Source organism: Acidovorax sp. Leaf191 (genome assembly GCF_001424425.1).
Taxonomy (GTDB): domain Bacteria; phylum Pseudomonadota; class Gammaproteobacteria; order Burkholderiales; family Burkholderiaceae_C; genus Acidovorax.
The window spans coordinates 518,055-543,799 of record NZ_LMPT01000019.1 but is presented as its reverse complement, the minus strand read 5'-3'; the positions used below and the strand labels follow the sequence as shown (position 1 = coordinate 543,799).

General features: G+C 67.9%; 24 protein-coding genes. 20 read left to right on the top strand and 4 right to left on the bottom strand.

Going from position 1 to position 25,745, the window contains the following annotated elements; translation table 11 throughout:
* Positions 1–165 precede the first annotated feature (165 nt).
* Entirely contained in the window at positions 166–1,137 is a 972-nt protein-coding gene (locus tag ASG27_RS16510) for an alpha/beta hydrolase family protein (protein ID WP_156370790.1), read from the top strand.
* A gap of 150 nt (positions 1,138–1,287) precedes the next feature.
* Here the strand turns inward: ASG27_RS16510 and ASG27_RS16505 are convergent, their stop codons facing one another.
* Positions 1,288–2,253, bottom strand: coding sequence for a LysR substrate-binding domain-containing protein (locus ASG27_RS16505; RefSeq protein WP_056169641.1), 966 nt, complete (start codon positions 2,251–2,253; stop codon positions 1,288–1,290).
* Between the two features lie 218 nt (positions 2,254–2,471).
* On the opposite strand from ASG27_RS16505, the gene ASG27_RS16500 reads away from it, so the two are divergent.
* From ASG27_RS16500 to ASG27_RS16475, 6 genes are all read left to right on the top strand, one after another.
* Complete coding sequence (locus ASG27_RS16500) at positions 2,472–3,704, top strand: metal-dependent hydrolase family protein (RefSeq protein WP_056418584.1); 1,233 nt, start codon at positions 2,472–2,474, stop codon at positions 3,702–3,704.
* 54 nt (positions 3,705–3,758) lie between these two features.
* Positions 3,759–4,979, top strand: coding sequence for an ABC transporter substrate-binding protein (locus tag ASG27_RS16495; protein WP_056169635.1), 1,221 nt, complete (start codon positions 3,759–3,761; stop codon positions 4,977–4,979).
* A gap of 104 nt (positions 4,980–5,083) precedes the next feature.
* Positions 5,084–5,959, top strand: a complete 876-nt coding sequence (locus tag ASG27_RS16490) for a branched-chain amino acid ABC transporter permease (protein ID WP_056418581.1) — start codon at positions 5,084–5,086, stop codon at positions 5,957–5,959.
* A gap of 12 nt (positions 5,960–5,971) precedes the next feature.
* Positions 5,972–6,853: a branched-chain amino acid ABC transporter permease gene (locus ASG27_RS16485; RefSeq protein WP_056418579.1), complete on the top strand. Its 882-nt coding sequence runs from the start codon at positions 5,972–5,974 to the stop codon at positions 6,851–6,853.
* Complete coding sequence (locus ASG27_RS16480) at positions 6,850–7,611, top strand: ABC transporter ATP-binding protein (protein ID WP_056418576.1); 762 nt, start codon at positions 6,850–6,852, stop codon at positions 7,609–7,611. Before ASG27_RS16485 ends, ASG27_RS16480 begins: the two co-directional genes overlap by 4 nt.
* Positions 7,608–8,357: an ABC transporter ATP-binding protein gene (locus ASG27_RS16475; protein WP_056418573.1), complete on the top strand. Its 750-nt coding sequence runs from the start codon at positions 7,608–7,610 to the stop codon at positions 8,355–8,357. Before ASG27_RS16480 ends, ASG27_RS16475 begins: the two co-directional genes overlap by 4 nt.
* 84 nt (positions 8,358–8,441) lie before the next feature.
* Here the strand turns inward: ASG27_RS16475 and ASG27_RS16470 are convergent, their stop codons facing one another.
* Positions 8,442–8,885, bottom strand: a complete 444-nt coding sequence (locus ASG27_RS16470) for a universal stress protein (protein WP_056169621.1) — start codon at positions 8,883–8,885, stop codon at positions 8,442–8,444.
* A gap of 107 nt (positions 8,886–8,992) precedes the next feature.
* Between ASG27_RS16470 and ASG27_RS16465 the strand changes: the two genes are divergently transcribed.
* From ASG27_RS16465 to ASG27_RS16425, 9 genes are all read left to right on the top strand, one after another.
* A complete protein-coding gene (locus tag ASG27_RS16465) occupies positions 8,993–11,413 on the top strand; it encodes a heavy metal translocating P-type ATPase (RefSeq protein WP_056418571.1) in 2,421 nt (806 codons plus the stop codon).
* Positions 11,413–11,550: a cbb3-type cytochrome oxidase assembly protein CcoS gene (ccoS, locus tag ASG27_RS16460; RefSeq protein WP_056169616.1), complete on the top strand. Its 138-nt coding sequence runs from the start codon at positions 11,413–11,415 to the stop codon at positions 11,548–11,550. The genes ASG27_RS16465 and ccoS overlap by 1 nt, the downstream gene beginning before the upstream one ends.
* A 64-nt stretch (positions 11,551–11,614) precedes the next feature.
* The gene (gene ccoN / locus ASG27_RS16455) at positions 11,615–13,054 is read left to right on the top strand and encodes a cytochrome-c oxidase, cbb3-type subunit I (RefSeq protein WP_056169613.1); all 1,440 of its coding nucleotides are present in this window, start codon (positions 11,615–11,617) and stop codon (positions 13,052–13,054) included.
* 17 nt (positions 13,055–13,071) lie between these two features.
* Positions 13,072–13,704 carry a cytochrome-c oxidase, cbb3-type subunit II gene (ccoO, locus tag ASG27_RS16450; RefSeq protein ID WP_056169612.1) on the top strand — a complete coding sequence of 211 codons (633 nt, stop codon included), beginning with the start codon at positions 13,072–13,074 and terminating at the stop codon, positions 13,702–13,704.
* A 27-nt stretch (positions 13,705–13,731) separates the two neighbouring features.
* A complete protein-coding gene (locus ASG27_RS16445; RefSeq protein WP_056169607.1) occupies positions 13,732–13,869 on the top strand; it encodes a CcoQ/FixQ family Cbb3-type cytochrome c oxidase assembly chaperone in 138 nt (45 codons plus the stop codon).
* A 24-nt stretch (positions 13,870–13,893) separates the two neighbouring features.
* Complete coding sequence (gene ccoP, locus ASG27_RS16440; protein ID WP_056169604.1) at positions 13,894–14,811, top strand: cytochrome-c oxidase, cbb3-type subunit III; 918 nt, start codon at positions 13,894–13,896, stop codon at positions 14,809–14,811.
* A 121-nt stretch (positions 14,812–14,932) separates the two neighbouring features.
* On the top strand, positions 14,933–16,381 hold the full coding sequence (gene ccoG / locus ASG27_RS16435) for a cytochrome c oxidase accessory protein CcoG (RefSeq protein WP_056169601.1): 1,449 nt from the start codon (positions 14,933–14,935) through the stop codon (positions 16,379–16,381).
* A gap of 40 nt (positions 16,382–16,421) precedes the next feature.
* A complete protein-coding gene (locus tag ASG27_RS16430; RefSeq protein ID WP_056418568.1) occupies positions 16,422–16,742 on the top strand; it encodes a FixH family protein in 321 nt (106 codons plus the stop codon).
* A 105-nt stretch (positions 16,743–16,847) separates the two neighbouring features.
* Positions 16,848–17,138, top strand: coding sequence for a hypothetical protein (locus ASG27_RS16425; protein ID WP_056169595.1), 291 nt, complete (start codon positions 16,848–16,850; stop codon positions 17,136–17,138).
* A 97-nt stretch (positions 17,139–17,235) separates the two neighbouring features.
* On the opposite strand, the gene fnr is transcribed toward ASG27_RS16425, so the two are convergent.
* The gene (gene fnr, locus ASG27_RS16420; protein WP_056418565.1) at positions 17,236–17,958 is read right to left on the bottom strand and encodes a fumarate/nitrate reduction transcriptional regulator Fnr; all 723 of its coding nucleotides are present in this window, start codon (positions 17,956–17,958) and stop codon (positions 17,236–17,238) included.
* A gap of 183 nt (positions 17,959–18,141) precedes the next feature.
* Between fnr and hemN the strand changes: the two genes are divergently transcribed.
* From hemN to ASG27_RS16400, 4 genes are all read left to right on the top strand, one after another.
* Positions 18,142–19,524 carry an oxygen-independent coproporphyrinogen III oxidase gene (gene hemN, locus ASG27_RS16415; RefSeq protein WP_056418563.1) on the top strand — a complete coding sequence of 461 codons (1,383 nt, stop codon included), beginning with the start codon at positions 18,142–18,144 and terminating at the stop codon, positions 19,522–19,524.
* A gap of 52 nt (positions 19,525–19,576) precedes the next feature.
* Complete coding sequence (locus ASG27_RS16410; RefSeq protein WP_056418560.1) at positions 19,577–20,299, top strand: sulfite exporter TauE/SafE family protein; 723 nt, start codon at positions 19,577–19,579, stop codon at positions 20,297–20,299.
* A 212-nt stretch (positions 20,300–20,511) separates the two neighbouring features.
* Entirely contained in the window at positions 20,512–21,828 is a 1,317-nt protein-coding gene (locus tag ASG27_RS16405; RefSeq protein ID WP_056418557.1) for an HD-GYP domain-containing protein, read from the top strand.
* Positions 21,825–24,269: a sensor domain-containing protein gene (locus ASG27_RS16400; protein ID WP_056418554.1), complete on the top strand. Its 2,445-nt coding sequence runs from the start codon at positions 21,825–21,827 to the stop codon at positions 24,267–24,269. Before ASG27_RS16405 ends, ASG27_RS16400 begins: the two co-directional genes overlap by 4 nt.
* Positions 24,270–24,507: 238 nt before the next feature.
* On the opposite strand, the gene ASG27_RS16395 is transcribed toward ASG27_RS16400, so the two are convergent.
* Positions 24,508–25,323 (bottom strand): sulfite exporter TauE/SafE family protein, encoded by an 816-nt coding sequence (locus ASG27_RS16395; protein WP_056169577.1) that lies wholly within the window; start codon positions 25,321–25,323, stop codon positions 24,508–24,510.
* Between the last annotated feature and the right edge of the window lie 422 nt (positions 25,324–25,745).

The following is a 25,745-nucleotide window of genomic DNA, read 5'->3' as shown; positions in this document are numbered from 1 at the left end:
CTGCTCCGGGCCGCCTGGCCTACCACGCTGCGGGCAGCGTGGTGTGCTGAAGAAGGAACGGCGTCGCTGCGAATGACTCGCACGGCGCCGTTTTTTGCATCGGCGTTTCGCTGACGGTGCTCTACAGTGGCGCGCACCGCACCACCATTTGATCGAGCCGCCACCATGCCCTTCCTGCGCGCACACCCGTCCCCGTCCCTTGGCCTGGCAGCAGTGGCACTGCTCACGGTGGCACTGGCTGCACAGCCGGTGCACGCGCGGCTGCAGGAATCGCAGATCGACGTGCCCGTCGAGGTGGTCGATGGCTACGGCAAGCGCATCGCGCAGCCGATCCGCGTCACCGTGTGGTCGGACGATGCCAACCCGACCCCGGCACCCGTGATGGTGCTGGGCCATGGCCGATCGGCCCAGCCTGAAAAGCGCGCCGGCCTGGGCCGCGCACGCTTGTCCAAGGAATCGGCATTTTTCGTACGCCGCGGCTTCATCGTGGCTGTGCCCACCCGCGTGGGCTATGGCGTCAGCGGCGGTGAAGACATCGAAAACAGCGGCCCGTGCCAGAGCAAACGCTACTCACCCGGGTACGCCGCTGCCGTGCAGCAGACGCTGCAAGTGCTGCAGGTGGTGCGCCAGAGGCCGGACGCCGCCAAGGACAAAGCGGTGGTGATGGGCCAGTCCTACGGTGGGGCTACCGCCATTGCGGTGGGGGCCCTGCAGCCCGCCGGGGTGCAGGCCGTGATCAACTTTGCAGGCGGTGGCGGCGGCAACCCGGAGACGCAGCCCGGCAGGCCTTGTGCACCGCAGCAGTTGGAGCAGATGTTCGCGCGGTACGGCGCCACGCTGCGCATCCCTTCGCTCTGGGTCTACACGGAAAACGATCTCTACATGGGCGCCACGCACCCCCGGGAGTGGTTCGCCGCCTTTCGCGCAGCGGGAGGAACGGGGGAGTTCATCCAGTTCCCTCCGCACGGCGAGGATGGGCACCTGGTCTTCTCCCGCGCACCGCAACTGTGGCAACCGCGCGTGGCTGACTTTCTGGACCGCAACGGCTTTCCTGCACCGGCGCCTTCGGCACGGGCGCCTGCTGCTCAGCTGCAGCTGGAAAAGACGGTGCCCGCGCAGGACAACGGTGAGGATTGACACCGGACACCGGACACCGGACACACGGAGGACCTGCACCGGTCGAACTCACACCGACCTCCACCGGGCGTGAGGGCCACAACGGCTACTTCGGCGGGGTTGCGCAGCGCCTGCTGTCGCGGGCGCGGTCGCTCTCAACCCCCTGTGCCCTCACGCCGCCTTGGGTTCGTCGGCGCAAAAAATGCACGCTGCGGCGGGCACTGCAATGCCCCCGCTCTCCACCGCCCCATGGCTGCAGCAATGCTCCAGCCACGCGGCCACCAGCTTGTAGACCGACAGATTGGTGCGTGCGGTGGGGGCGCACAGGTAGTAGCCCAGCGGGCTTTGAAAACGCTCGCCCAGCGGCTCCACCAGTGACCCCGCCTGCAGCTCGTCTTCCACCAGGCAGGTCGGCACGATGCCCACGCCGAACCCCGACACCGCGGCGCGGATGATCAGCGAGTACAGGTTGAACCCGGGCCCGAAGCGGCTGCCGCTGGTGTCGCACTGGTTCGCCTCCATCCAGTCATGCCATGCCAGGGGCACCTCGATGTGCTGCAGCAGCGTGGCCTGCTGTAGGTCGGCAGGCGTGCGCAGGGGCAGGGCGTCGCGCAGCTGCGGGCTGCAGACGATGCTCGTCTCCTTGCCGATCAGGTAGCGCGCATTGGCGCTGGGCCAGTTGCCGTAGCCATACTGGATCGCCGCGTCGAACTCGTACGGCACCGCAAAGTCGTGCGCGTGCTGGTAGCGCACGAAGTTCAGCGACACCTGGGGCAGCGTGCGCTTGAAGTGGCCCAGCCGCGGAAAGAGCCACTGCGCCGCGAACGTGGGCGGCACCGACAGGTTCAGCGCGCCGCCGCTGCCGCCGTACGACATGAGCTGCGAGGTCGCCGACTCCAGCGCGGCCATCGCCGGCCGCGTGGCGTTGAGATAGGTGGCGCCCGCATCGGTCAGCTCCAGCCCGCTCGCCTTGCGAATGAACAGCTTCTGGCCCAGGTAGTCCTCCAGCGCGGCGATGTGGCGGCTGATGGCGCTTTGCGTCACGCACAGCTCCTTGGCGGCCATGGTGAAGGCCTGGTGCTTGGCCGCGGAGTGAAAGGCGTTCAGCTCAGAGATGGTCGGGCACAGGCGGCGCATGTGGGGGTATGAGTACAGGTCATGGGATGGTGAGATTTTAGGTGTTGCAGTGGCACCCGGTTGGCCCGTTAAATGCAACCCGTGACGGCAGCGTGACAGATTCCTCCTCAGGGAAGTGATGCGATGCACCATTTTTGGGATGTTCGGCCCGCCCATGCAGACGGCCTGCAGGGCATGAGTATTTGAGAACCCCCGGTTTTGACCTCTTCATCGATTTCATGAACACCTTGTTGATAGAAAACAGCCGCGTGCTGGATGTCCATGGCCTGAGCTTGCGCGACGGTCTCTCGGTGCTGGTGCAGGACGGGCGCATTGCCGCCGTCGGTGCCGACGTGCAGGCACCCGAGGGCACGCACCGCATCGACGCGCGCGGCATGACGCTCATGCCCGGCCTGATCGACTGCCACGTGCACGTCGTGGCCTCCTCGTTCAACCTGGGCAGCGTGGCGCGGATGCCCAACGTGTTCACCATGCTGCGCTCGCTGCCCATCATGAAGGGCATGCTCGCGCGCGGCTTCACCTCGGTGCGCGACGCGGGCGGCGGCGACTGGTCGCTGGCCGAAGCGGTGCGCACGAGCCTGGTGCAGGGCCCGCGCATCTTCCCCTCGGGCAAGGCCCTGTCGCAAACCGGCGGGCATGCGGACTTTCGCGAGCGCAACGACAACCTGGACGTGTGCTCGTGCGCGTACAAGCTGGGCAACATCGGCCGCGTGGTCGATGGCGTGGACGCCTGCCGCCTGGCGGTGCGTGAAGAGATCCTGAAGGGCGCCACGCAGATCAAGGTCATGGCCTCGGGCGGCGTGGCCTCGCCCAACGACCCGATCAACAACCTGGGCTATTCCGAGGCCGAGCTGCGCGCCATCGTCGAAGAGGCCACCAACGCCAACACCTACGTGATGGCCCACGCCTACACGCCCCGCGCCATCGCCCGCGCCGTGCGCTGCGGCGTGCGCACCATCGAACACGGCAACCTGGTCGACGCCCCCACGGCCGAGCTGATGGCCGAACTGGGCGCCTTCATGGTGCCCACGCTCATCACCTACGAAGGCCTGGCCAACGAGGGCGAGCGCTACGGCCTGCCGGCCGTGTCCATCGCAAAAATCGACTCGGTGCGCGGCCAGGGCAAGGCGGCCATCGAGATCCTGGCCAAGGCCGGCGTGAAAATGGGCCTGGGCAGCGACCTGCTGGCCGAAACGCACTACCTGCAGGCCGACGAGTTGCGCCTGCGCGCCGACGTGCTGGGCAACGGCCCGGTGCTGCAGCAGGCCACGCTGATCGGCGCCGAGATCCTGGGCCAGCAAGGCCAGCTGGGCGAAGTCACGGCGGGCGCCATCGCCGACCTGCTGCTGGTCGATGGCAACCCGCTCACCGACATCACCTGCCTGCTGAACCAGGGCGAGCACATCCGCGCGATCGTCAAGGACGGCGCGTTCGCCAAGAACACCCTGTGACCCCGACCCCTCCACATTCCCCCCTGACCTGACCTGACCTGACCGGAGAACACCATGCAACGTAGAAATTTCGTCAAGCTCGGCGGCGCAGCAGCCGCCCTGCAGTGCCTTCCCTCCATCGGCTTCAGCCAGCAGGGCGAGGTCTTCCGCATCGGCTCGCTCACGCCCATCACCGGCGCGGGCAGCCCGTACGGCCCGGGCATGCAGCAGGCCATCCGCCTCGCGGTGGACGAGGTCAATGCCGCCGGTGGCGCGGGCGGCCGCAAGCTCGAACTCTTCACCGAAGACGACCAGACCAAGCCCGACGCCGCCGTGCTGGCCGCCAAGAAGCTGATCGAAGTGAACAAGGTGCAGGCTGTGCTGGGCACCTGGGCCTCGGGCGTGACGCTGGCGGTGATGCCGCTGACCGATGCGGCCGGCATCATCCAGATGAACGTCTCGGGTGCGCCCGCCATCTCCACGCAGGACACCAAGGACCTGGTGTGGCGCTTTCAGGCCACCAACGACCGCTTCGGTGCGGCCTTTGCCGAGATCTGCGCCAAGCGCGGCTTCAAACGCCCGGCCACCATGGCGTTCAACAACGCCTCGGGCCTGGGCAATGTCGAAGGCTTCACCAAGGTGTGGGAAAAGCGCGGCGGCAAGGTGGCCGCACACGTCACCTACGAGCCCAGCCGCCCCAGCTACCGCAGCGAGCTGCAGAAGATCCTGGCGGCCAAGCCCGATGTGATCGTGATGGGCTCGTACCTGCCCGACACCACCATCATCCTGCGCGAATGGTTCCAGTCCGGCGCCGACAACAAGTGGATCATCCCCGGCTGGGCGGCCAACCCCGACCTGGTCAAGGCCCTGGGCCCCGAAGTGTGCGAAGGCATCATTTCGGTGGAGACGGTCTCCAACGAAAAGAGCACTTCGTACGCGCAGTTCGATGCCGCCTTCACCAAGGCCACGGGCAAGGCCGCGTCCACCAACATCTATGCCGCCATGGCGTACGACATGGTGATCTCGCTGGCCCTGGCCATGGAAGCCGCGGGCCCCAAGGCCACGGTGGAGCAGGTCAACGCCAAGCTGCGCGAGGTGTCCAACGCCCCGGGCACCGCCGTGTACTCGTTCGCCGAAGGCAAGGCCCAGCTGGGCAAGAAGGCGAAGGTCAACTACGAAGGCGCGTCCAGCAAGCTCGACTTCGACAAGTTCGGCGACGCCACCCCCGACTTCGGTGTGTTCATCATCGAAAAGGGCCAGCTGGTGCGCCGCGACGTGGTGTCCATCGCCGCGTGACGGCCCTCATCCCCCTGTTCGTCCCCGGCGGCTGCGGTCGTCGCGGCAAAGGGGGCTTTCTGGCAACGCAAGGGTAAGAACGAGAGCAAGAACGAGATGACGCAATGACCTGGATCGATTTCACAAACCTCTTGATCAACGGATTGATCGAAGGCCTGGTGGTGGCGCTGCCCGCGCTGGCCATGACCCTGGTGATGGGCGTCAACCGCTTTCCCAATGCCGCCACCGGCGACTTCCTGACGACCGGCGCGTACGCCGCGGTGGCCGTACAGATGCTGGGCGGCGTGCCGCTGTGGCTCGCGGCCATCGCCAGCGTGGCCATCACCGCGGTGGTGTCGGCCGGGTCGTACCAGCTGATCTTTCGCAAGCTGGTGGGGCGGCCCATGGTCGCGTCGATGCTCGCGGCCATCGGGCTCGGGTTTTTGCTGCGCAGCCTGATCTCGTTCTTTGCCGGGCACGACCAGCGCACCTTCGACATGCCGCTGGTGCGCGCGTGGAACTTCGGCGGCATCCGCGTCCTGCCCACCGACCTGCTCATCGCCGCCATCGCCGCGGTGTGCCTGCTGGTGGTGTTCGTGCTCATCTACCGCACGAGCTTCGGCCGCCAGCTGCGCGCCGTGTCCGACAGTGCCGACCTGGCGCGCGCCAGCGGCATCCGCGCCGGCGGGCTCATGCTGAGCCTGTGGCTGCTGGTGGGCGCGCTGTCGTCCATCGGCGGGGTGCTGCTGGGCATGAAGGCCGTGGTCACGCCCGAGATGGGCTGGGAGAGCCTGATCCCCGCCTTCGCCGCCATGGTGCTGGGCGGCATCGGCAGCCCGCTGGGTGCGGTGCTGGGCGCGCTGCTGCTGTGCATGGTGCAAGAGCTGTCGGTGCCGCTGCTGGGGCCGTCGTACAAGCTGGTGCTGTCGTTCGTGGTGCTCGCGCTGGTGCTGCTGCTGCGCCCGGCCGGCATCATGGGCCGCGTGCAACTGGTGCGCTAAGGGGTACGGACCATGATCGCTTATCTCTGTGCCATCGGCATCATCGCCCTCATCTACTGCCTGCTCGCGCTGGGGCTGAACCTTCAGTTCGGCCTTACGCGGCTGGTCAACTTCGGCGTCGTGGCGTTCTTCGCCGTGGGCGCCTACACGTCGGGGCTGCTGTCGCTGCAGGGCGTGCCGCTGGTGGTGTGCTTCATCGCGGCGGGCGTGCTGTCGGGCCTGCTCGCGCTGCCCATCGGCCTGCTGTCGCTCAGGCTGCGCGACGACTACCTGGCCATCGTGACACTGGGTTTTTCGGAAGCCGTGCGCATCACCATCCAGCAGGAAAGCTGGCTCACGAACGGCGTGCAGGGTCTGCCGGGCCTGCCCAAGCTGTTTGCCCATCTGGCCGGCGGCATGTCCGACGTGGCGATCTTCACCGTGCTGGCGGTGATCGTGGGCCTCGTGTGCTGGGGCACGGTGCGGCTCACGCGCAGCCCGTTCGGCCGGCTGCTGAAAGCCATCGGCGACGACGAGGCGGCGCTGTCGGCCCTGGGCAAGGACCCGGCCTGGTTCAAGGTGCAGGTGTTCATGGTGGGCGCGGCGCTGGCCGGCGTGGCGGGCGCGTTCTACGCGCACTTCATCACCTTCATCACGCCGGAGCAGTTCATTCCGCTCATCACCTTCTATGTGTGGATGGGGCTGGTCATGGGCGGCTCGGGCTCGGTGCGCGGCGCCATGTTCGGCTCGCTGCTGCTGATGGTGTTCCTGGAAGGCTCGCGCTTTGCCAAGGACTGGGTGCCGGGCGTGTCCGAAGTGGGCATGGCCAGCCTGCGCCTGGCCGCGGTGGGCCTGGCGCTGATCCTGGTGACGCTGTACCGGCCGAACGGCCTTTTTGGAGGGCCTTCGAAATGACACTCCTCAACGTAGAGGCCGTGACGCGGCTGTTCGGCGGCTTCAAGGCGGTGGACGATGTCTCGCTGCAACTGGCCGACCGCGAGATTCTGGGCATTGCCGGCACCAACGGCGCGGGCAAAAGCACCTTGTTCGCCGCCATCGCGGGCCAGCAGCCGGCCGACGCCGGCCGCATCACCTTCGACCGGCAGGACATCACCCGCGTGCCGCCGTACCGCCGCGCCCGCCTGGGCCTGGTGCGTACCTTCCAGATCCCGCGCGAGTTCAAGAGCCTCACCGTGCACGAGAACCTGCTGGCCGCGGCCGCCAACCCGCAGGGAGAGCGGCTGGTCAACGCCTTCTTTCAGACGCGCCGCCTGCGCGAGCACGAGCAGCAACTGGCCGCCAAGGCCGACGGCATCCTGAAATTTTTGAACCTGGCCCGCGTGCGCGACGTGCAGGCGGGCGGCTTGTCGGGCGGGCAGAAGAAGCTGGTGGAGCTGGGCCGCGTGCTCATGCTGGACCCGCGCTGCATCCTGCTGGACGAACCCTTCGCCGGGGTGAACCCGGTGCTGATCGAAGAAATCTGCGACCGCGTGCGCGAGTTGCACGGCCAGGGCATCGCGTTCATCGTGATCGAGCACCACCTGCAGGCGCTCAAGGCGCTGTCCAACCGCATGATCGTGATGGACCGCGGGCGCATCCTGGCCGAGGGCGATCCGCACACGGTGCTGGACGACCCCCGCGTGCAGGAAGCCTACATGGGAGGGGTGGTATGAGCGAGTCGAACGACAAAACCAACGAGACCAACGAGACCCGCAAGAACAACCTGCTGCAGATCAGCCAGCTGCGCGGCGGCTACTCGGACGTGGACATCATCCACGGCATCGACTTGGCCGTGGCGCCGGGGCAGATCGTCACCATCGCGGGCACCAACGGGGCCGGCAAGTCCACGCTGGTCAAGGCGCTGCTGGGCCTGCTGCCACGGGTCACGGGCAGCATCCATCTGGATGGCCGCGACATCACGACGCTGTCGGCCGAAGACCGGTTCGACGCGGGCCTGGCCTACGTGCCGCAGGTGGCCAACGTGTTCCCTTCGCTCACCGTGCGCGACAACCTGCTGGTGGTGCGCCGCGTGCCGCACGTCAAGCGCCGCATGGACGAGGTGCTGGCCGACTTCCCGGCGCTGGTGGAGCGCCTGTCGCAACCCGCCAGCGACCTGTCGGGCGGCGAGCGCCAGCAGCTGGCCTTCGCCCGCGCGCTGATGCCGTCGCCGCGCATCATGGTGCTGGACGAGCCCACTGCGGCGCTCGCGCCATCGCTGGTCGGCAAGGTGTTCGACATGGTGCAGAAGCTGCCGGCAGCGGGCGTGGCGGTGCTGATGGTGGAGCAGCGCGCGCGCCAGGCGCTCACCATCAGCCAGCAGGGCTACATCCTGGACCAGGGCCGCTGCGTGCTGGACGGCCCCGCGCAGGGCCTGCTGGAGGACCAGCGCATGGCGCAGCTCTACCTGGGCAACCACTGACCGGATGTCGGCCAGTGGAGCGTTTGCTACTGATTTGATAGCTGCTAGCGCTTTTCCATCAAGCGGTAGCAGCACTTCGGGGCCTTAGCGCAGCACCAGCACCGGGATGTGCGAGTGCGTCAGCACGTGCTGCGTCTCGCTGCCCAGCAGCAGGCGCTTGAGGCCCTTGCGGCCGTGCGACGCCATGACGATCAGGTCGCACTTGTGCTTCTTGGCGGCCGAGATCACGGCTTCGGCCACCAGGTCGGACTTGGCGACCACGGCCTTCACCGTGACGCCCTGGGCGCCGCCCTCGGCCTTCACCTTGTCCACCATGGCCTGGGCTTCGGCCGCCCACTGCGCCTCGATGCGCTGGGCATCGTTCAGGTCCACCGACATGCCGCCTTCGAAGTAGCTGCGCGGGTAGCGCGGCACCACCTTCAGCGCCACCACCGTGGCGCCCGACAGGGCCGCCAGCGCCAGGCCGTGGTTGACTGCCTTGTCCGACAGCGGCGAGCCGTCTGTGGGGATCAGGATACGCTTGTACATGGTGTGCTCCTTGAAGTGACGCCATCAGCTTAGGACCGATCATGTTCCGCGACTTGATCCAGGTCAATGTGGCGTGCGGGGCAGGGCGATAGCCTTGAACCATGTCAATGTTTCAAGCCGACGCCCCGGTTCTGCCGCCGGCGGATGCCCCTGCCGCCGCGCAGGCCCTGCTGCTGGACGACCCGCAGGAGTGGTCGGCCTTCGGTCGGCCGCTCACGCCGACGGGCAGCATCCCGCAGGACCCCTCCACCTGCGGCTGGGACTCGCAGGTGGTGCTCGAAGGCATGCACTGCGCGGCTTGTGCCCTGACCATCGAAGACGCCCTGCGCGCCGTGCCCGGCGTGCAGCAGGCCGACGTGAGTGCCGCGACCCGCCGGGCGCGTGTGGTCTGGCACCCCGGGCAGGTGCTGCCCTCGCAGTGGATGGCAGCGGTGCACCGGGCCGGCTACCGCGCCATGCCCGCCATGGACGCCCTGGCCCGCGAGCAGCGCCAGCGCGAGAGCCGCCGCGCGCTGTGGCGCTGGCTGGTGGCCGGCTTTTGCATGATGCAGGTGATGATGTACGCGTGGCCCGCGTACGTGGCGCAGCCGGGCGACTTGACGCTCGAGATGGAGCAGTTGCTGCGCTGGGCGTCGTGGGTCATCACGCTGCCCATGGTGGTGTTCTCGTGCGGGCCCTTCTTCGCCAGCGCCCTGCGCGACGTGCGCCTGCGCCGCGTGAGCATGGACCTGCCGGTGGCCCTGGGCATGGCCATCACCTTCGTGGTCAGCACGGCGGGCACGTTCGAGCCCACAGGCCTCTTCGGCCGCGAGGTGTACTACGACTCGCTGACCATGTTCGTGTTCTTCTTGCTCACCGGGCGCTGGCTGGAGCTGCGCCTGCGCGACCGCACCGCAGGGGCTCTGGAGGCGGTGATGAACCGGCTGCCCGACAGCGTGGAGCGTCGCGGAGCAGAGGGACATTTCACCCGCGTGGCCACGCGCCGCCTGGTGCCCGGCGACACCATCCGCGTATTGCCGGGCGAGGCTTTTCCGGCCGATGGCCGCATCACACGCGGCAACACGCAGGCCGACGAGGCCCTGCTCACCGGCGAGTCCACGCCCGTGGCGCGCCCGCTGGGCAGCACGGTCACGGCGGGCAGCTACAACCTGCAGTCGCCGGTGCAAGTGCTGGTGCAGGGCACCGGCGCCCAGACGCGCTTTGCGCAGATCGTCGCGCTGATGGAAAGCGCCTCGCTGCAAAAGCCGCGCCTGGCCCAGCTGGCAGACCGCATCGCCCGGCCGTTTCTCGTCGCCGTGCTGCTGGCTGCCGCGCTGGCGGTGGCGTGGTGGTGGCCGTCCGACCCCGGCCATGCGCTGATGGTGGGCGTGGCCGTGCTGATCGTGACCTGCCCCTGCGCGCTGTCGCTGGCCACACCCGTCGCCATGCTCACCGCCGCGGGCACGCTGGCGCGCCACGGCGTGCTGGTGCGCAACCTGCAGGGGCTGGAGGCGCTGGCTGCGGTTGACACCATCGTGTTCGACAAGACCGGCACGCTCACGCGCGACGGCATGGCGCTGTCGGCCACGCGTACGTCCGGCGACATGGCGGCCGGCGAGGCGCTGGCGCTTGCCGCCGCCCTGGCGGTGCAGTCGGTGCACCCCGCATCGCGTGCGCTGGTGGCGGCCGCCGCCCGCATGCCGACAAGCACCCTGCAGTGGGCCGTGACGGACCTGCAGGAGGACGCGGGCCTCGGCCTCACCGCCACGGTGCAGCGCGTGGGGGCCGGGCAGGCCGCACGCCGCCTGCGCCTGGGCTCGGCCCTGCATGCGGGCATGGCGAGCGAGGGCGATGGCAACGGGCTGCAGGTGGTGCTGTCACAGCAGGGGTCGGACGGGGCGCTGCGCGAGCTGGCACGTTTCGATCTGACCGAGGACCTGCGCAGCGAGGCCGCACCGGTGGTGCGCGCCCTGGAGCAGGCGGGCGTGGCTGTGCAGTTGCTGTCGGGTGACCGCGGTGGCGCGGTGCAGCGCGTGGCCGCGCAGGCCGGCATCGCGCAGGCCCGGGGTGAGTGCACGCCCCAGGGCAAGCTGGCCGCGCTGCAGGCATTGCAGGCGCAGGGCCGCCACGTGGCCATGGTGGGCGACGGGCTCAACGACGGCCCGGTGCTCGCGGGCGCCCACGCCTCGTTGGCATTTGGCCGCGCCGTGCCGCTCGCGCAGTCGCGCGCCGACTTCGTGGTGCTGGGCGACAGCCTGGCGCTGGTGCCGCAGACGGTGCTGTTGGCGCGCCGCACCCTGCGCGTGGTGCGCCAGAACCTGTGGTGGGCCGCGCTCTACAACGCGCTGTGCGTGCCCCTGGCCGTGGCGGGCTGGATGCCCGCGTGGCTGGCGGGGCTGGGCATGGCGCTGAGCTCGCTGCTGGTGGTGCTCAACGCGTCGCGCCTGGCGCGCGAGCTGCCGGCGCTGGGCGGGGCCGACCACGCCGCGCCGCTGGCGCAGGGCCCGGTCGCAACGCCCGTGCCAACCCACCCCCTGGAGCCTGCCTGATGGACATCCTGTACCTGCTGATCCCGTTATCCGTGGTGCTGGTGCTGATGGTGCTGGCGGGGCTGTGGTGGGCCGTGCACCACGGCCAGTTCGAGAGCGTCGAACAAGAAGGCGAGCGGATTCTCCGGGACGATTGACTTGTGTCAATGCGCCCCGCTGCCGACTGCAAGAAACTCAGATCGCAATACAAAGAGGTGCCCGATGGATTCTCCAAAAACAGTGGCTGCACACTACAACGACACGGTGGTGCGGCAGTTCTCGATCATGGCCGTGGTCTGGGGGGTGGTTGGCATGCTGGTGGGCGTGGTCATCGCCGCCCAGCTGGCCTGGCCCGAGCTCAACTTCGGCATTCCCTGGCTCAGCTACGGGCGCCTGCGCCCGCTGCACACCAACGCGGTGATCTTCGCGTTCGGCGGCTGCGCGCTGTTCGCCACCAGCTACTACGTCGTGCAGCGCACGAGCCAGGTCCGCCTGTTCGCCGGGCCGCTGGCGGCCTTCACCTTCTGGGGCTGGCAGCTGGTCATCGTGGCTGCGGCCATCAGCCTGCCGATGGGCTACACATCCGGCAAGGAATATGCCGAACTCGAATGGCCCATCGACATCCTGATCACGCTGGTGTGGGTGTCGTATGCCATCGTCTTCTTCGGCACCATCGGCGTGCGCAAGGTCAAGCACATCTACGTGGCCAACTGGTTCTTCGGCGCGTTCATCCTGGCCGTGGCACTGCTGCACGTGGTCAACAGCGCGGCCATTCCGGTCAGCTTCATGAAGAGCTACTCGGCCTACGCCGGCGTGCAGGACGCGATGGTGCAGTGGTGGTACGGGCACAACGCGGTGGGCTTCTTCCTCACGGCGGGCTTCCTCGGAATGATGTATTACTTCATTCCCAAGCAGGCCGGCCGTCCGGTGTACAGCTATCGCCTGTCCATCGTGCACTTCTGGGCACTGATCTTCACCTACATGTGGGCCGGCCCCCACCACCTGCACTACACCGCGCTGCCGGACTGGACCCAATCGGTGGGCATGGTGTTCTCGCTGATCCTGCTGGCCCCCAGCTGGGGCGGGATGATCAACGGCGTGATGACGCTGTCGGGCGCCTGGCACAAGCTGCGCGACGACCCCATCCTGCGCTTTCTGATCGTGTCGCTGTCGTTCTACGGCATGTCCACGTTCGAGGGGCCGATGATGTCCATCAAGACCGTCAACGCGCTCTCCCACTACACCGACTGGACCATCGGCCACGTGCACTCCGGCGCACTGGGCTGGGTGGGGCTGATCTCGATGGGCTCGCTGTACTACCTGGTGCCGCGCCTGTTCGGCCGCGACAAGATGCACTCCATCAAGGCGATCGAGCTGCACTTCTGGATGGCCACCATCGGCATCGTGCTGTACATCGCCGCGATGTGGATCGCCGGCGTGATGCAGGGCCTGATGTGGCGCGCCATCAACCCTGACGGCACGCTCACCTACACCTTCGTCGAGAGCGTCAAGGCGACCTATCCCTTCTACGTGATCCGCGTAGCCGGCGGCCTGCTGTACCTGGGCGGCATGGTGGTGATGGCCTGGAACGTCTGGATGACCGCCATCTCCGGCCGTTCGGTCAAGGTGACCATCCCTGCCGTGACTGCGGCGCACGCCTGAGCCGAAGGAGTCCATTCATGTCCAACAACAACACCAACCCTTCGACCGGCTTCTCCCACGAGAAGATCGAGACCAACAACTTCCTGATGATCGTGCTGATCCTGCTCGTGATCGCCATCGGCGGCATGGTGGAGATCGTGCCGCTGTTCTTCCAGAAGTCCACCACCGAGGCCGTCAAGGGCGTGGAGCCCTACACCGCCACGCAACTGGTGGGGCGCGACATCTACATCCGCGAGGGTTGCTACAACTGCCACTCGCAGATGATCCGCCCCTTCCGCGCCGAGACGCTGCGCTACGGCCACTACTCGGTGGCGGGCGAGTTCGTGTACGACCACCCCTTCCAGTGGGGCAGCAAGCGCACCGGCCCCGACCTGCACCGCGTGGGCGGCAAGTACAGCGACGAATGGCACCGCATCCACCTGAACAACCCGCGCGACGTGGTGCCCGAGTCGAACATGCCCGCCTACCCCTGGCTGGAAAAGAACGCTGTGGACCCCGCCGGCGTGGCGCCCCGCATGAAGGCCCTGCGCACCGTGGGCGTGCCCTATACCGACGAGCAGATCCAGGCCGCGGCCGAAGACGTCAAGGGCAAGACCGAGCTGGACGCCCTCATCGCCTACCTGCAGGTCATGGGCCGCGCGCTCAAGTAAGCAACACAGAACCTTAGGAGATCCGCCATGGACATCACCACCATGCGCATCGTCGCCACCCTGGCATCGATGGTTTGCTTCATCGGTATCTGGGTCTGGGCGTACATGGGCCGCAACAAGTCCCGGTTCGACGAGGCCGCACAGCTGCCGTTCGAACAAGATTGACTTTCACCAGAACGAGAACACCCCATGAGTGACTTCACCAGCAATTTCTGGTCGGTCTTTGTGACCACGCTGACCCTGGTCGGCATCGTTGCCTGCGGCATCCTGCTGTGGATGGCGGGCCGCAAGAAGGTCGTGGCCACCGCCGACAACACCACCGGCCACGTCTGGGACGAGGACCTGGTCGAGATGAACAACCCCCTGCCGCGCTGGTGGGTGTGGCTGTTCGTCATCACCATCGTGTTCGGCCTGGCCTACCTGGCGGCCTACCCGGGCCTGGGCAGCTTCAACGGCAAGTTGAACTGGACGCAGAAGGGCGAGTACGACGCAGAGATGGCCAAGGCCAAGGCCGCGCTCGACCCGCTGTACGCCCGCTTTGCATCCATGAAGCCCGAGGACGTGGCCAAGGACCCGCAAGCCCAGGCCATCGGCGAGCGCCTGTTCATGAACAACTGCGCCCAGTGCCACGGCTCCGACGCACGCGGCAGCAAGGGCTTTCCGAACCTGGCCGATGCCGACTGGCTGCACGGCGGCACGCCCGAGAAGATCCGCGAGACCATCACGCAGGGCCGCATCGGCACCATGCCCCCGATGGCCGCCGCCGTGGGCACGCCCGAGGACGTGCGCAACCTGTCGCACTACGTGCTGAGCCTGTCGGGCAGCCCGCACGACTCGCTGCGTGCATCGCTGGGCAAGTCCAAGTTCGGTGCCTGCGCGGCCTGCCACGGCATGGACGGCAAGGGCAACCAGGCCCTGGGTGCGCCCAACCTGACCGACGACATCTGGCTGCACGGCTGGGGCGAAGCCGCCATCACCGCCATGATCAACAACGGCAAGACCAACCAGATGCCCGCGCAGGCGGACAAGCTGACCGAAGCGCAGATCGGCGTGCTGTCGGCCTACGTGTGGAGCCTGTCGGGCAAGCAGGTGGCGGCGGCCAGGTAGGCCCGGGCACCTGACCACGCCGGGCGGCGCGACAGCCAGCGCCGCCCTGCGGTCCGCACCGCGCATCCCTCCCGCCAGCCAGGGCCTCACCGTTTCAAAAGCCAGCACCACGAGCCACACCATGAAGCCACCCAGCGGGCCTGCCCGCAAGGTCATCCCCATCGCGCCGGTCGCGGCCGATGCGTCGTCGTCCCAGGGCGAGATCGTCTCGCTGTACGAGGCGCAAAAGAAGATCTACCCCCGCTCCATCAGCGGCGTGTTCGCGCGCTGGCGCTGGGCCATGGTGTTCCTCACGCAGCTCGTGTTCTACGGGCTGCCATGGTTCGAGTGGGGGCAGCGCCAGATGGTGCTGTTCGACCTGGGTGCGCGGCGCTTTTACATCTTCGGGCTGGTGCTGTACCCGCAGGACTTCATCTACCTCACGGGCCTGCTCATCATCTCGGCGATGTCGCTGTTCCTGTTCACCGCAGTGGCGGGGCGGCTGTGGTGCGGCTTTGCGTGCCCGCAGACGGTCTACACCGAGATGTTCATGTGGATCGAGCACAGGATCGAGGGGGACCGCAGCGCGCGGCTGCGGCTGGACAAGGGGCCGTGGACGGCAGAGAAGGCGGTGAAGAAGTCGCTCAAGCAGCTGGCGTGGATGTCGGTGGCGCTGTGGACGGGTTTTACCTTCGTGGGCTACTTCGTGCCCATCCGCACGCTGGGCAGCGAGCTGCTGGCTTTCTCGGGCGGGTGGCAGATGTTCTGGGTGCTGTTCTACGGCTTTGCCACCTACGGCAACGCGGGCTACATGCGCGAGCAGGTCTGCAAGTACATGTGCCCCTATGCGCGCTTTCAGAGCGCGATGTTCGACAAGGACACGCTGGTGGTGAGCTACGACCCCGAGCGGGGCGAGCAGCGCGGCCCGCGCAAGAAGGGCATCGACTACAAGGCCCAGGGCCTGGGCGACTGCATCGACTGCTCGCTGTGCGTGCAGGTCTGCCCCGTGGGCATCGACATCCGCAACGGGCTGCAGTACGAGTGCATCGGCTGCGGGCTGTGCGTGGACGCCTGCAACACCGTGATGGACAAGATGCAGTACCCGCGCGGGCTCATCCGCTATTCCACGCAGAACGGCGTGGCCAACCGGTGGAGCCAGTCGCAGATGCTGCGCCGGGTGCTGCGCCCCCGCGTGCTGATCTACACCGCGATCCTGGCAGCGCTGTGTCTTGCCATGCTGGCCAGCCTGGTCACGCGCACACCGCTGAAGGTGGACGTGGTGCGCGACCGTGCGGCCTTGTCACGCATCGTGGCCGGGGGCAAGCTCGAGAACATCTACCGCCTGCAGATCATGAATGCGACCGAGGGGCCGCAGCGCTACCGCATCGCCGCCCGCGGGCTGACCGCGCTCGAAGTGGCCTCCGAGGCCGAGGTGGACATCGGTGCCGCGGAATCCCGCTGGGTGGCGGTGCGGCTGCAGATTCCGTACGGATCGGCCGCGCCGGGCTCGCACGCGGTGCAGTTCGACGTGCAGGCGGTGGACCGAGCCGCCCATGTGACCGAGAAATCCGTTTTCCTGGTGCCGCGCTGAGGCACTGCACCGCCCGAGAAGATTTGCAAGGAGTACTGACATGCCATCGAATCCCGCCATCGGCCGCAACGGCCCAGCCATCTCTGCCAGTTCCACAGGTCCGGGCGCCGCGCCCGCCGCCGCCCCGTGGTGGAAGTTCGGCCACGTCTGGCTGGTCATCGCCGGGCCCGCCATCGTGATCGTGGCCGGCTTCGTCACGCTGTGGCTGGCCATCTCGCGCCCCGACCCGGTGGTGGCGGAGGACTACTACCGCCAGGGCATCGAGATCAACAAGACGCTGGAAAACCCATCCAAGAGCCTGGCGCCTGCGGTCAAGGGCCGCAACCACGCTGCCACGCCGGTGCAGGACCAGCCGCGCTGATGCGCCCACCTGCGAACCCGCCACGACAACAACAACGACACCGGCGAGCACCGGCAGGCCCTGCGGCTCGGCCGTGCCAATCGCACCGCGAAGGAGACTCGAAGTATGTGGACGCAACGCCTGATGTGGATTGCCTGGCCCGCCTTTTTGATGGCCGGCGTGATGGAGATGCTGGTCTTTGCCCTGGTCGACCCGCACGACCTGCACTGGTTCGGCCAGCCGCTCGCGCTGTCGCGCGAGGGGGTCTATACCCTCGCGTTCTTCGCGTTCTGGGCCGTCACGATGGCATCGAGCGCGCTGACCACGCTGTTGGCGATGTCGCCGTTCGAGCTGAACCGCTGCCCCGTGCCCCCGGGGGAGCGCCCTGACGATTGCCGCAAGACGTCGTGCTCCTGATGTGCCGAGGTGTGCGGAGACTGCGGGTGGTGAAAACGGCGTTTTGAAAACGACAGCGCCGGCTCGAGGCCGGCGCCGAAGTCCTGGCCTGTGGTGCTCAGTGGCAGGCTTGCTGGCTGTTCACGATGCGCTTGAGCGCGTCGGTATCGAGGATGCGCACATGGCGCTGCTTGACCTCGACGATGCTTTCTTCGACGAACTTGGAGAACGTGCGGCTCACGGTCTCGAGCTTGAGGCCCAGGTAGCTGCCGATCTCTTCGCGCGTCATGCGCAGCACCAGCTCGGACTGCGAGAAGCCCCGTGCGTGCAGGCGCTGCACCAGGTTCAGCAGGAATGCGGCCAGCCGCTCTTCGGCGCGCATGCTGCCCAACAGCAGCATCACGCCATGCTCGCGCACGATCTCGCGGCTCATGATCTTGTGCACGTGGTGCTGCAGCGCCGTGACCTCGCGCGAGAGTTCTTCGATGCGGTCGAACGGCATCACGCAGACTTCGGCGTCCTCCAGCGCCACGGCATCGCAGGTGTGCTGGTCGTTCACGATGCCGTCGAGGCCGATGATCTCCCCGGCCATCTGGAAACCGGTGACCTGGTCGCGGCCGTCTTCGGTCGCCACGCAGGTCTTGAAGAAGCCGGTGCGGATGGCGTACAGCGAGGTGAAGGTCTCGCCGTTGCGGAACAGCGTGGTGCCGCGCTTGACCTTGCGGCGGGTGGCCACGACCTCGTCGATGCGCTGCAACTGCTCATCGCTCAGGCCGACAGGCATGCACAGCTCCCGCAGATTGCAGTTGGAGCAGGCGACTTTCATGGTGAGCGGGTTCATAGGTACAGCAGGTTGGGGTTCGGGCGTTTCACCCCGTGGTGGCGAGGCTTCGCTGCGGACCGGGGGGTGGGCGACTGACATGCATCAAATTGTCGCTGGTCGGCTGGTGGCATCACTTGACGTAGATCAAGGACGTGAGGAACAGCTTACGGCACAGTGGCAACGTACGCAAGGATGCTTCCAATGACTGCTGTTTCGCCCGAGCTGCTGCGCCGCTTCGATGTGCCAGGGCCCCGCTATACCTCCTACCCTACGGCCGACCGCTTCGTCGAGGCCTTCGGGCAGGACGACTACGTGCTTGCGCTGGAGCAGCGCCGCGCGGGCACCGGGGCCAAGGCGCTGCCGCTGTCCCTGTACGTGCACATTCCGTTTTGCGAATCGCTGTGCTACTACTGTGCGTGCAACAAGATCATCACCAAGCACCACGACCGCGCCGATGTCTACCTGCGCTACCTGAGCCGCGAGATCGACCTGCACACCGCCCACTGCGGTACCGGGCAGGTGGTGAGCCAGCTGCACCTGGGCGGGGGCTCGCCCACGTTCCTGTCCGACGACGGGCTGCGCGAGCTCATGGCCATGCTCAAGCGCAGCTTCACGCTCGCGCCGGGCGGCGAGTATTCGATCGAGGTGGACCCGCGCACGGTGGACGCCAGTCGCCTGGCGGTGCTGGCCGAGCTGGGCTTCAACCGGCTGAGCTTCGGCGTGCAGGACTTCGACCCCGAGGTGCAGAAGGCCGTGCACCGCATCCAGCCCGCGGAGCAGGTGTTCTCGCTGGTGGAGTCGGCGCGCGCGCTGGGCTTCGAGTCGATCAATGTCGACCTCATCTACGGCCTGCCGCGCCAGACGCCCGAGTCGTTCGACCGCACGCTGGCCCAGGTGGTGCAACTGCGGCCCGACCGCATTGCGCTGTATGCCTACGCGCACCTGCCCGAGCGCTTCAAGCCGCAGCGCCGCATCGTCCCGGCCGAGCTGCCCATGGGCGGTGCCAAGGTGTCGATGCTGTCGCGCTCGCTTGATGCCTTCATGGCCGCGGGCTACGTGTACGTGGGCATGGACCACTTTGCGCTGCCCGACGACGCGCTGGCCGTGGCCAAGCGCCAGGGCCGGCTGCACCGCAACTTCCAGGGCTACAGCACCCAGCCCGACTGCGACCTCATTGGCCTCGGGGTATCCGCCATCGGCCGGGTGGGTGCCACCTACAGCCAGAACGCCAAGACCCTGGACGAGTACTACGACTTCTTGAACCAGGGCCGGCTGCCCGTGGTGCGCGGCCTGGCGCTGACCCGCGACGACCTGGTGCGCCGCGCCGTCATCATGGCGTTGATGTGCCAGGGCGAGCTGCTGTTCGAGCCGCTGGAGCAGGCGTGGCTCATCGACTTTCGGCGTTACTTCGCGGCCGAGATCGAAAGCCTGGAGGAGATGGCGGACCAGGGGCTGGTACAGATCCGCCCGGACGGCATCGCGGTGACCGCCATGGGCTGGTTCTTCGTGCGCGGCATCGCGATGGTGTTCGACCGCTATCTGCAGGCCGACCGCAACCGGGCGCGGTTCTCGCGCATCATCTGATGCCCGGCCTCACCGCCCGCGCCCACGGGGTGCCTTCAGGCGCTTGCCCACCATGCTGCTCACGGTAGCTTCGACCGCCCTGCTCATGGGTCTTGCCGGCGGGTCCCATTGCCTGGCAATGTGTGCGGCGCCCTGTGGGGCGCTAGTGGGGCAGGGGGGCGGGCCTGCGGCGGGTGCCGTGGCGCAGCCGGTGCGGTGGTTGCCGCGCGGTGGCGTGGTGCAGCGCACGGCGGCGTTTCACGCGGGCCGGCTGGCGGGCTATGCCCTGGCAGGCGCCCTCGCGGCCCTGGCCATGGACAGCCTGGCATGGCTGACCCAGCACACCATGGCGCTGCGCCCCGCCTGGACCCTGGCCCATGTGGCGGTGATGGCCTGGGGCCTGATGCTCATGGTGCAGGCACGCCAGCCGCAGTGGGTGGAGCAAGCGGGCCGGGCGGTGTGGGCGCGTGTGCGCCCGCTGGTCCAGGCCCCGGGGGGCGTGCTGCTGGCGGGTTTCCTGTGGGCGCTGATGCCCTGCGGGCTGCTGTATTCGGCCTTGCTGGTGGCCGCGCTCAGTGGCGGTCCGGTGCAAGGGGCGCTGGCCATGGCGCTTTTTGGCGTGGGCAGCGGCCTCTGGCTGGCCGCCGGCCCCTGGGCATGGGGCCGGCTCCGGGCGCGGCTCCATACCTGGCGCGCCGATGGGGGCACGCGGGTGGCCGGCGGCCTGCTCTGCGCGGTGGCCGGCTGGGCGCTCTGGATGGATCTGGTCTACAAGCCGTCCCTCTGGTGCCGGTAGCCAGTCGTGAAAAGTGCTGCGGGGTCAGGTGCCGCGGGGGGGGCGGTGCGGCAGCCGGGCCGCCACGGCAGCCCGTGAGGGTAATCACTGCACTGTAGCGGCAGGGCGTGCGGCATGAAGTGTTGTGGTGTCGCATCTGCGCGGCAGCAACGAATTGATCACGCAGGCTTAGGGCGATAATCTGTGTAACCATTGGTGGCATTCACGTCTCCATGTTTCGCGCCCTTGAAGTGAACTCTTCCATCCTCATCGACATCAGCCAACTGCGGGTCGGCATGTACATCCAGCTCGATGTGGGCTGGATGCACCATCCGTTTCCGGTCAGCAGTTTTCGCGTGGCGTCGATCGAGCAGATCGCCACCTTGCGCGAGCTCGGCCTGACCGAGGTGCGCTACGTTCCCAAGAAGAGCGACCCCGACCAGCGCGAGCTGGTGCCTGCGGCCTGGCGCGTGCCCGAAATGCCCGCGCCCGCCGCCCCCGGGGTGGACGCGGCGGGCGGCGCCCCCGCGGCCGACCCCGAGGCGCTGCGCAGGCGGGCATTGCTGGAGGCGCAAAACCGCGCCCTGGCCGCCTGCGACCAGCGCTTTGGCGAGGCCACGCGCCAGTACCAGGCCATGGAGCGCGTGGTGTCCGAACACCCGGACCAGGCGCGCACCAAGGGCGATGCGCTGGTGTCGGGCTGCGTGTCCGAGCTGCTGGAAAACGGCGACTCGGTGATCCGGCTGCTGTCCGAGGGCGTGGGCGAGCGCAATGCCCTGCACCCCATCAACGTCATGGTCATCTCGTTGCTGCTGGGCCGCGCCCTGGGCATGAAGAGCGTGGAGCTGCACGACCTGGGCGTCGCGGCGCTGATCCATGACATGGGCAAGCTCAAGCTGCCGCCCAACCTGCGGCAGGTCACGCCGTCGATGATCCCGATGGAACGCTCGCGCTACGAGACCCATGTGGGGGAGTCGGTGGCATTCGCCATGCGCATGGGCTTTCCGGACACGGTGCTCACCGCCGTGGCGCGGCACCATGAAATGGTCGACGGCAGCGGGTTCCCGCTGCGCCTGTCGGGCCCGGACCTCGGGCGCGCCAGCCAGGTGCTGGCCCTGGTCAACCGCTACGACCGCATGTGCAACCCCGCCAACGGCGTGGATGCACTCACGCCGCACGAGGCGCTGTCGGTCATCTTCGCGCAGCTCAAGTCCAAGTTCGACTCTGTCGTGCTGGGGGCCTTCATCCGCATGATGGGCGTGTACCCGCCGGGGTCCATCGTGCAGCTGGTCAACGACCGGTATGCCATCGTCGCGTCGGTCAACTCGTCGCGCCCGCTGCGGCCCAAGGTCATCGTGCACGACTCGCGCATCCCCAAGGAAGAAGCGCCGATCCTGGACCTGGAAACCGTGCCGGAGCTGGGCATCCGCCGCAGCCTCAAGCCGGCGCAGTTGCCGCGCGACGCGCTGGACTACCTGTCGCCGCGGCAGCGCATCTGCTACTTTTTCGAGCGAGCGGTCAACCCCGGCCCCGAAGAGGCCGGCGCGTGACGGTCGTGCAATCCCACGGCTGGCTCGACGGCTTGCAGGAAGCCGTGTGGCTGGTGGATGAATCCAGCCTGCTGATCCTGCGCGCCAACGCCGCCGCGGAACGCCTGGCGGGCGCACCGGTGGCCGCGATGGTGGGCACGTCCGTGCTGGGCCTGGCATCCACGCCGCAGGACGTCGCCTTCTGGGGCGAGCCCGCCCAGGTGGTGGCCGATGGCATCCATTCGCACACCAGCCTTTTGCGGGCCGACGGCAGCCTGGTGCCCGTGAACCGGCAGGTGAGCCGCGTGCCCAACGGCCCCGATGGCGGCACGATCTTCATGGTGACCATGCTGGACCGCAGCATCCAGGCGGCCACCGAGCGCGAGCTGGAAACCCTGCTGTCCGAGCTGCGGGCCACGCTCGACTCGGCCGCCGACGGCATGCTGGTGTGCAATCTGCACGGCCAGGTGCGTGCGTTCAACCAGCGCCTGGCGCAGCTGTGGGGCATTCCGCGGGAGTTGCTGCTGGAGCGCGACGATGCCGCGGTCTACGCGCACATGGCCGCCCAGGTGCAGGACGCCGCGGCGTACACCGACCGCATGGCCGCCATTGCCCGCGAGCCCATGCAGGAGAGCACCGACATCCTCACGCTCAAAAGCGGCGTGGTGCTGGAGTTGCGCTCGGTGCCGCAGTTCAGCCAGGGCCGTCCGGTGGGCCGGGTGTATTCGTACCGCGACATCACCCGCCAGACCGAGATCCAGGCCAGCCTGCGCCTGGCGGCCCGGGTGTTCGAGTCCAGCCTGGACGCGATCTTCATCGCCGACAGCCAGCACCGCGTGCTGCGCATGAACCCGGGGTGCGAGCGCCTGGTCGGGCCGTCGGCCAAGTCTTTCGAAGGCTGCATGGCGTCGTCGCTGTTCGGCGGCGGCACCGATATCGCCTTCATGGAACAGGTGCTGGAGGGCTGGGCGCGCGACGGCTTCTGGGAGGGCGAGCTGTGGCTGCCCCGTGACAGCGGCGCGTACTGCGCGGTGCAGCTGTCGTGGGTGGCGCTGCGCGACGACGAAGGCCGGCTGGTGCAGAGCATCGGCTTCATGCGCGACTTGACGCTGCAGCACGCCGCGCAAAAGCGCATCGAAGAGCTGGCCTACAGCGACGTGCTGACCGGACTGCCCAACCGCCTGCTGCTGTCGCAGCGGGTGGACACGGCCATCCAGGGCGCGCGCCAGAGCGACACCGGCTTTGCCATCCTGTTCCTGGACCTGGACCGTTTCAAGATCATCAACGACTCGCTGGGCCACCCCTTCGGCGACCGGGTGTTGCAACTGGTGGCCGAGCGCCTGCAGGCCTGCCTGCGCCAGACGGACATGCTGTGCCGGCTGGGGGGCGACGAGTTCGTGATCTACTTGCACGGCGGCGACGCGGTGGTGGCCGAGAGCGTGGCCCGCCGCATCCTGGACGACATGCTCAAGCCCTTCATGCTCGACGGCATGGGCTTTTCGATCCAGTGCAGCATCGGCATGGCGCTGTACCCGCAGGACGGCACCACGCTCGACGAGCTCATCAAGCAGGCGGACACGGCCATGTACCGCGTCAAGGAGCGCGGCCGGGGCAGCTACGGCTTCTACCAGCCGCAGATGAACGCCAACCTGCTGTCGCGCATGCAGATGGAGCACGCGATGCGCCAGGCGCTGGGGCAGGACCGCATGGCCGTGCACTACCAGCCGCAGGTCAACATGGCCACCGGCCGCATCACCGGGGCCGAGGCGCTGATCCGCTGGACGGACCCCGAATTCGGCGCGGTGTCGCCCGGGCAGTTCATTCCGCTGGCCGAGGAGTCGGGCTACATCGTGACGCTGGGCGCCTGGGTCATGGAGCAGGCTGTGCGCGAGGCCGCGCAGTGGATGCACAGCGGCATGCCCATCGTGATCTCGGTGAACGTGTCGGCGCTGGAGTTCCGCCAGCCCGACTTCGTGGACCGCATCACGCGCCTGCTGGCCGTGCACCAGCTGCCGCCCACGCTGCTGGAGCTGGAGCTGACCGAAACCATCTTGCTGCAGGACGCGCTGGAGATGGAGCAGCGCCTGCGTGTGCTGGCGGGCCTGGGCATCGGCCTGGCCATCGATGACTTCGGCACGGGGTATTCGAGCCTGGCGTACCTCAAGAAGCTGCCGATCAGCAAGCTCAAGATCGACCAGTCCTTCGTGCGCGGCCTGCCCGACGACGACGGCGACCGGGCCATCGTGAGCGCCATCATCAGCATGGGCCGTGCGCTGCACATCGAGGTGGTGGCCGAGGGGGTGGAGACCGAAACCCAGCAGGCCGTGCTGCTGCAGATGCAGTGCGACCATTACCAGGGGTTTCTGTGCGCACCGGGCCTGCCCGCGCCGGAGTTTCGCGCCATGCTGGGCAAGCCGTTGCCGCTCAAGGCGCAGGGCCGGCGCGACGGACTTCAGATCTGAGCGTTGGCGTGGGGGCGCAGAGTGCGCGCGGGGCGCCTGTGCGGTCGCTGCGCTGTGCCACTGCGCCGTTGCATGCGGGTCCAGTGGCCTGGTCCCGCAGGTGAATTCAATGCAAAAAATGCCGCTACCGCTTGATGGATCAGCGCAAGCAGCTATCAATATGGTAGCGTGCTGCTCTCGCAGGTACGCTCTTGCTGCGCCGTAGCCCGCAGCCGCCCGGCGGCCAGCCCAGCCCCGGTCAGGACGCGGCCAGCCCCTTCCAGAGCATGTACGCCGCCAGCCCGAACAGCAGCGTGGCGAACACGCGCTTGAGCTGCTTGACGGGCAGGTTGTGCGCTGCCTTGGCGCCCAGCGGGGCCGTGAGCACGCTGCAGGTGGCGATCACGGCCAGGGCCGGCAGCCAGATGTAGCCCAGCGATGCGGGGGGCAGGCCTTCCACCGCCTGGCCGCTGATGGCGTAGCCCACCACGTTGGCCAGCGCGATCGGAAAACCCAGCGCAGCGCTGGTGGCCACGGCGTTGTGGATGGGCACGTTGCACCAGGTCATGAAGGGCACGCTCACAAAGCCGCCGCCGGCACCCACCAGGCCCGACAGGAAGCCGATCACGCCGCCCGCGGCCACCTGGCCCGCGCCGCCGGGCATCTGGCGTGTGGGGGCGGGCTTCTTGTCCAGGAACATCTGCGTGGCCGAGAAGCTCACGAACAGCGCGAAGAAGATGGCCAGGAACGAGCCCTTGAGCAGCGCGAACACGCCCAGGCTGGCGATGAAGCCCCCCAGCACGATGCCGGGCGCGAGGCGCCGGGCGATGTCCCAGCGCACCGCGCCGCGCTTGTGGTGGGCGCGCACGCTCGAGATCGACGTGAACATGATCGTCGCCATGGAGGTGGCGATCGCCATCTTCACCGCCAGATCGGGCGACACCTGCCGCGCGCCGAGGATGTAGGTCAGGAACGGCACCAGCAGCATGCCGCCGCCAATGCCCAGCAGGCCCGCGAGAAAGCCCGTCGCCAGGCCCAGGACACCAAGTTCAACGATCAGAAGAGGGTCCAGCATGGCGCAAAAGGAAAGCGTGAGGGCGGCACGGCCGCCAAGCCTGTGCCCTGTCGCCGCCGCAGTGCAGCCGGGCGGCGGGGTGACAGGGGCATGGGGAATAAGGTGTCTGCGATTGCCACCGAACCCTCATCCTGAACCGGGGGTTCAGGTGGGCGAGGGCAGCCAAGTGTTGGGTTCATCTGACGCGAGATGATCACGCTCACCGGACGATGTACCAAGCCCGAGCTCAATGAGCATTGGTTCAAGGAAATATAAAGCCCGGCGGCATCGCAGACACGTCCATTGTAGGCGCTGCCCGGGCCCTGCGCTGAAAGACGGTTTTGTAAAGACCGTAAGGCGATGCACCGCGCGCGGTGCGCTGGATGGCTTCGGTGCGGCGGCGCTTGGGCAACGCCTGGATGCGGGGCGGGCGCGCCGCGTTG

Bases quoted from the DNA above. Each gene is read 5' to 3' on its own strand.
- ASG27_RS16510 (WP_156370790.1), top strand. From the start codon at position 166: ATGCCCTTCCTGCGCGCACACCCGTCCCCGTCCCTTGGCCTGGCAGCA.
- ASG27_RS16505 (WP_056169641.1), bottom strand. From the start codon at position 2,253: ATGCGCCGCCTGTGCCCGACCATCTCTGAGCTGAACGCCTTTCACTCC.
- ASG27_RS16500 (WP_056418584.1), top strand. From the start codon at position 2,472: ATGAACACCTTGTTGATAGAAAACAGCCGCGTGCTGGATGTCCATGGC.
- ASG27_RS16495 (WP_056169635.1), top strand. From the start codon at position 3,759: ATGCAACGTAGAAATTTCGTCAAGCTCGGCGGCGCAGCAGCCGCCCTG.
- ASG27_RS16490 (WP_056418581.1), top strand. From the start codon at position 5,084: ATGACCTGGATCGATTTCACAAACCTCTTGATCAACGGATTGATCGAA.
- ASG27_RS16485 (WP_056418579.1), top strand. From the start codon at position 5,972: ATGATCGCTTATCTCTGTGCCATCGGCATCATCGCCCTCATCTACTGC.
- ASG27_RS16480 (WP_056418576.1), top strand. From the start codon at position 6,850: ATGACACTCCTCAACGTAGAGGCCGTGACGCGGCTGTTCGGCGGCTTC.
- ASG27_RS16475 (WP_056418573.1), top strand. From the start codon at position 7,608: ATGAGCGAGTCGAACGACAAAACCAACGAGACCAACGAGACCCGCAAG.
- ASG27_RS16470 (WP_056169621.1), bottom strand. From the start codon at position 8,885: ATGTACAAGCGTATCCTGATCCCCACAGACGGCTCGCCGCTGTCGGAC.
- ASG27_RS16465 (WP_056418571.1), top strand. From the start codon at position 8,993: ATGTTTCAAGCCGACGCCCCGGTTCTGCCGCCGGCGGATGCCCCTGCC.
- ccoS (WP_056169616.1), top strand. From the start codon at position 11,413: ATGGACATCCTGTACCTGCTGATCCCGTTATCCGTGGTGCTGGTGCTG.
- ccoN (WP_056169613.1), top strand. From the start codon at position 11,615: ATGGATTCTCCAAAAACAGTGGCTGCACACTACAACGACACGGTGGTG.
- ccoO (WP_056169612.1), top strand. From the start codon at position 13,072: ATGTCCAACAACAACACCAACCCTTCGACCGGCTTCTCCCACGAGAAG.
- ASG27_RS16445 (WP_056169607.1), top strand. From the start codon at position 13,732: ATGGACATCACCACCATGCGCATCGTCGCCACCCTGGCATCGATGGTT.
- ccoP (WP_056169604.1), top strand. From the start codon at position 13,894: ATGAGTGACTTCACCAGCAATTTCTGGTCGGTCTTTGTGACCACGCTG.
- ccoG (WP_056169601.1), top strand. From the start codon at position 14,933: ATGAAGCCACCCAGCGGGCCTGCCCGCAAGGTCATCCCCATCGCGCCG.
- ASG27_RS16430 (WP_056418568.1), top strand. From the start codon at position 16,422: ATGCCATCGAATCCCGCCATCGGCCGCAACGGCCCAGCCATCTCTGCC.
- ASG27_RS16425 (WP_056169595.1), top strand. From the start codon at position 16,848: ATGTGGACGCAACGCCTGATGTGGATTGCCTGGCCCGCCTTTTTGATG.
- fnr (WP_056418565.1), bottom strand. From the start codon at position 17,958: ATGAACCCGCTCACCATGAAAGTCGCCTGCTCCAACTGCAATCTGCGG.
- hemN (WP_056418563.1), top strand. From the start codon at position 18,142: ATGACTGCTGTTTCGCCCGAGCTGCTGCGCCGCTTCGATGTGCCAGGG.
- ASG27_RS16410 (WP_056418560.1), top strand. From the start codon at position 19,577: ATGCTGCTCACGGTAGCTTCGACCGCCCTGCTCATGGGTCTTGCCGGC.
- ASG27_RS16405 (WP_056418557.1), top strand. From the start codon at position 20,512: ATGTTTCGCGCCCTTGAAGTGAACTCTTCCATCCTCATCGACATCAGC.
- ASG27_RS16395 (WP_056169577.1), bottom strand. From the start codon at position 25,323: ATGCTGGACCCTCTTCTGATCGTTGAACTTGGTGTCCTGGGCCTGGCG.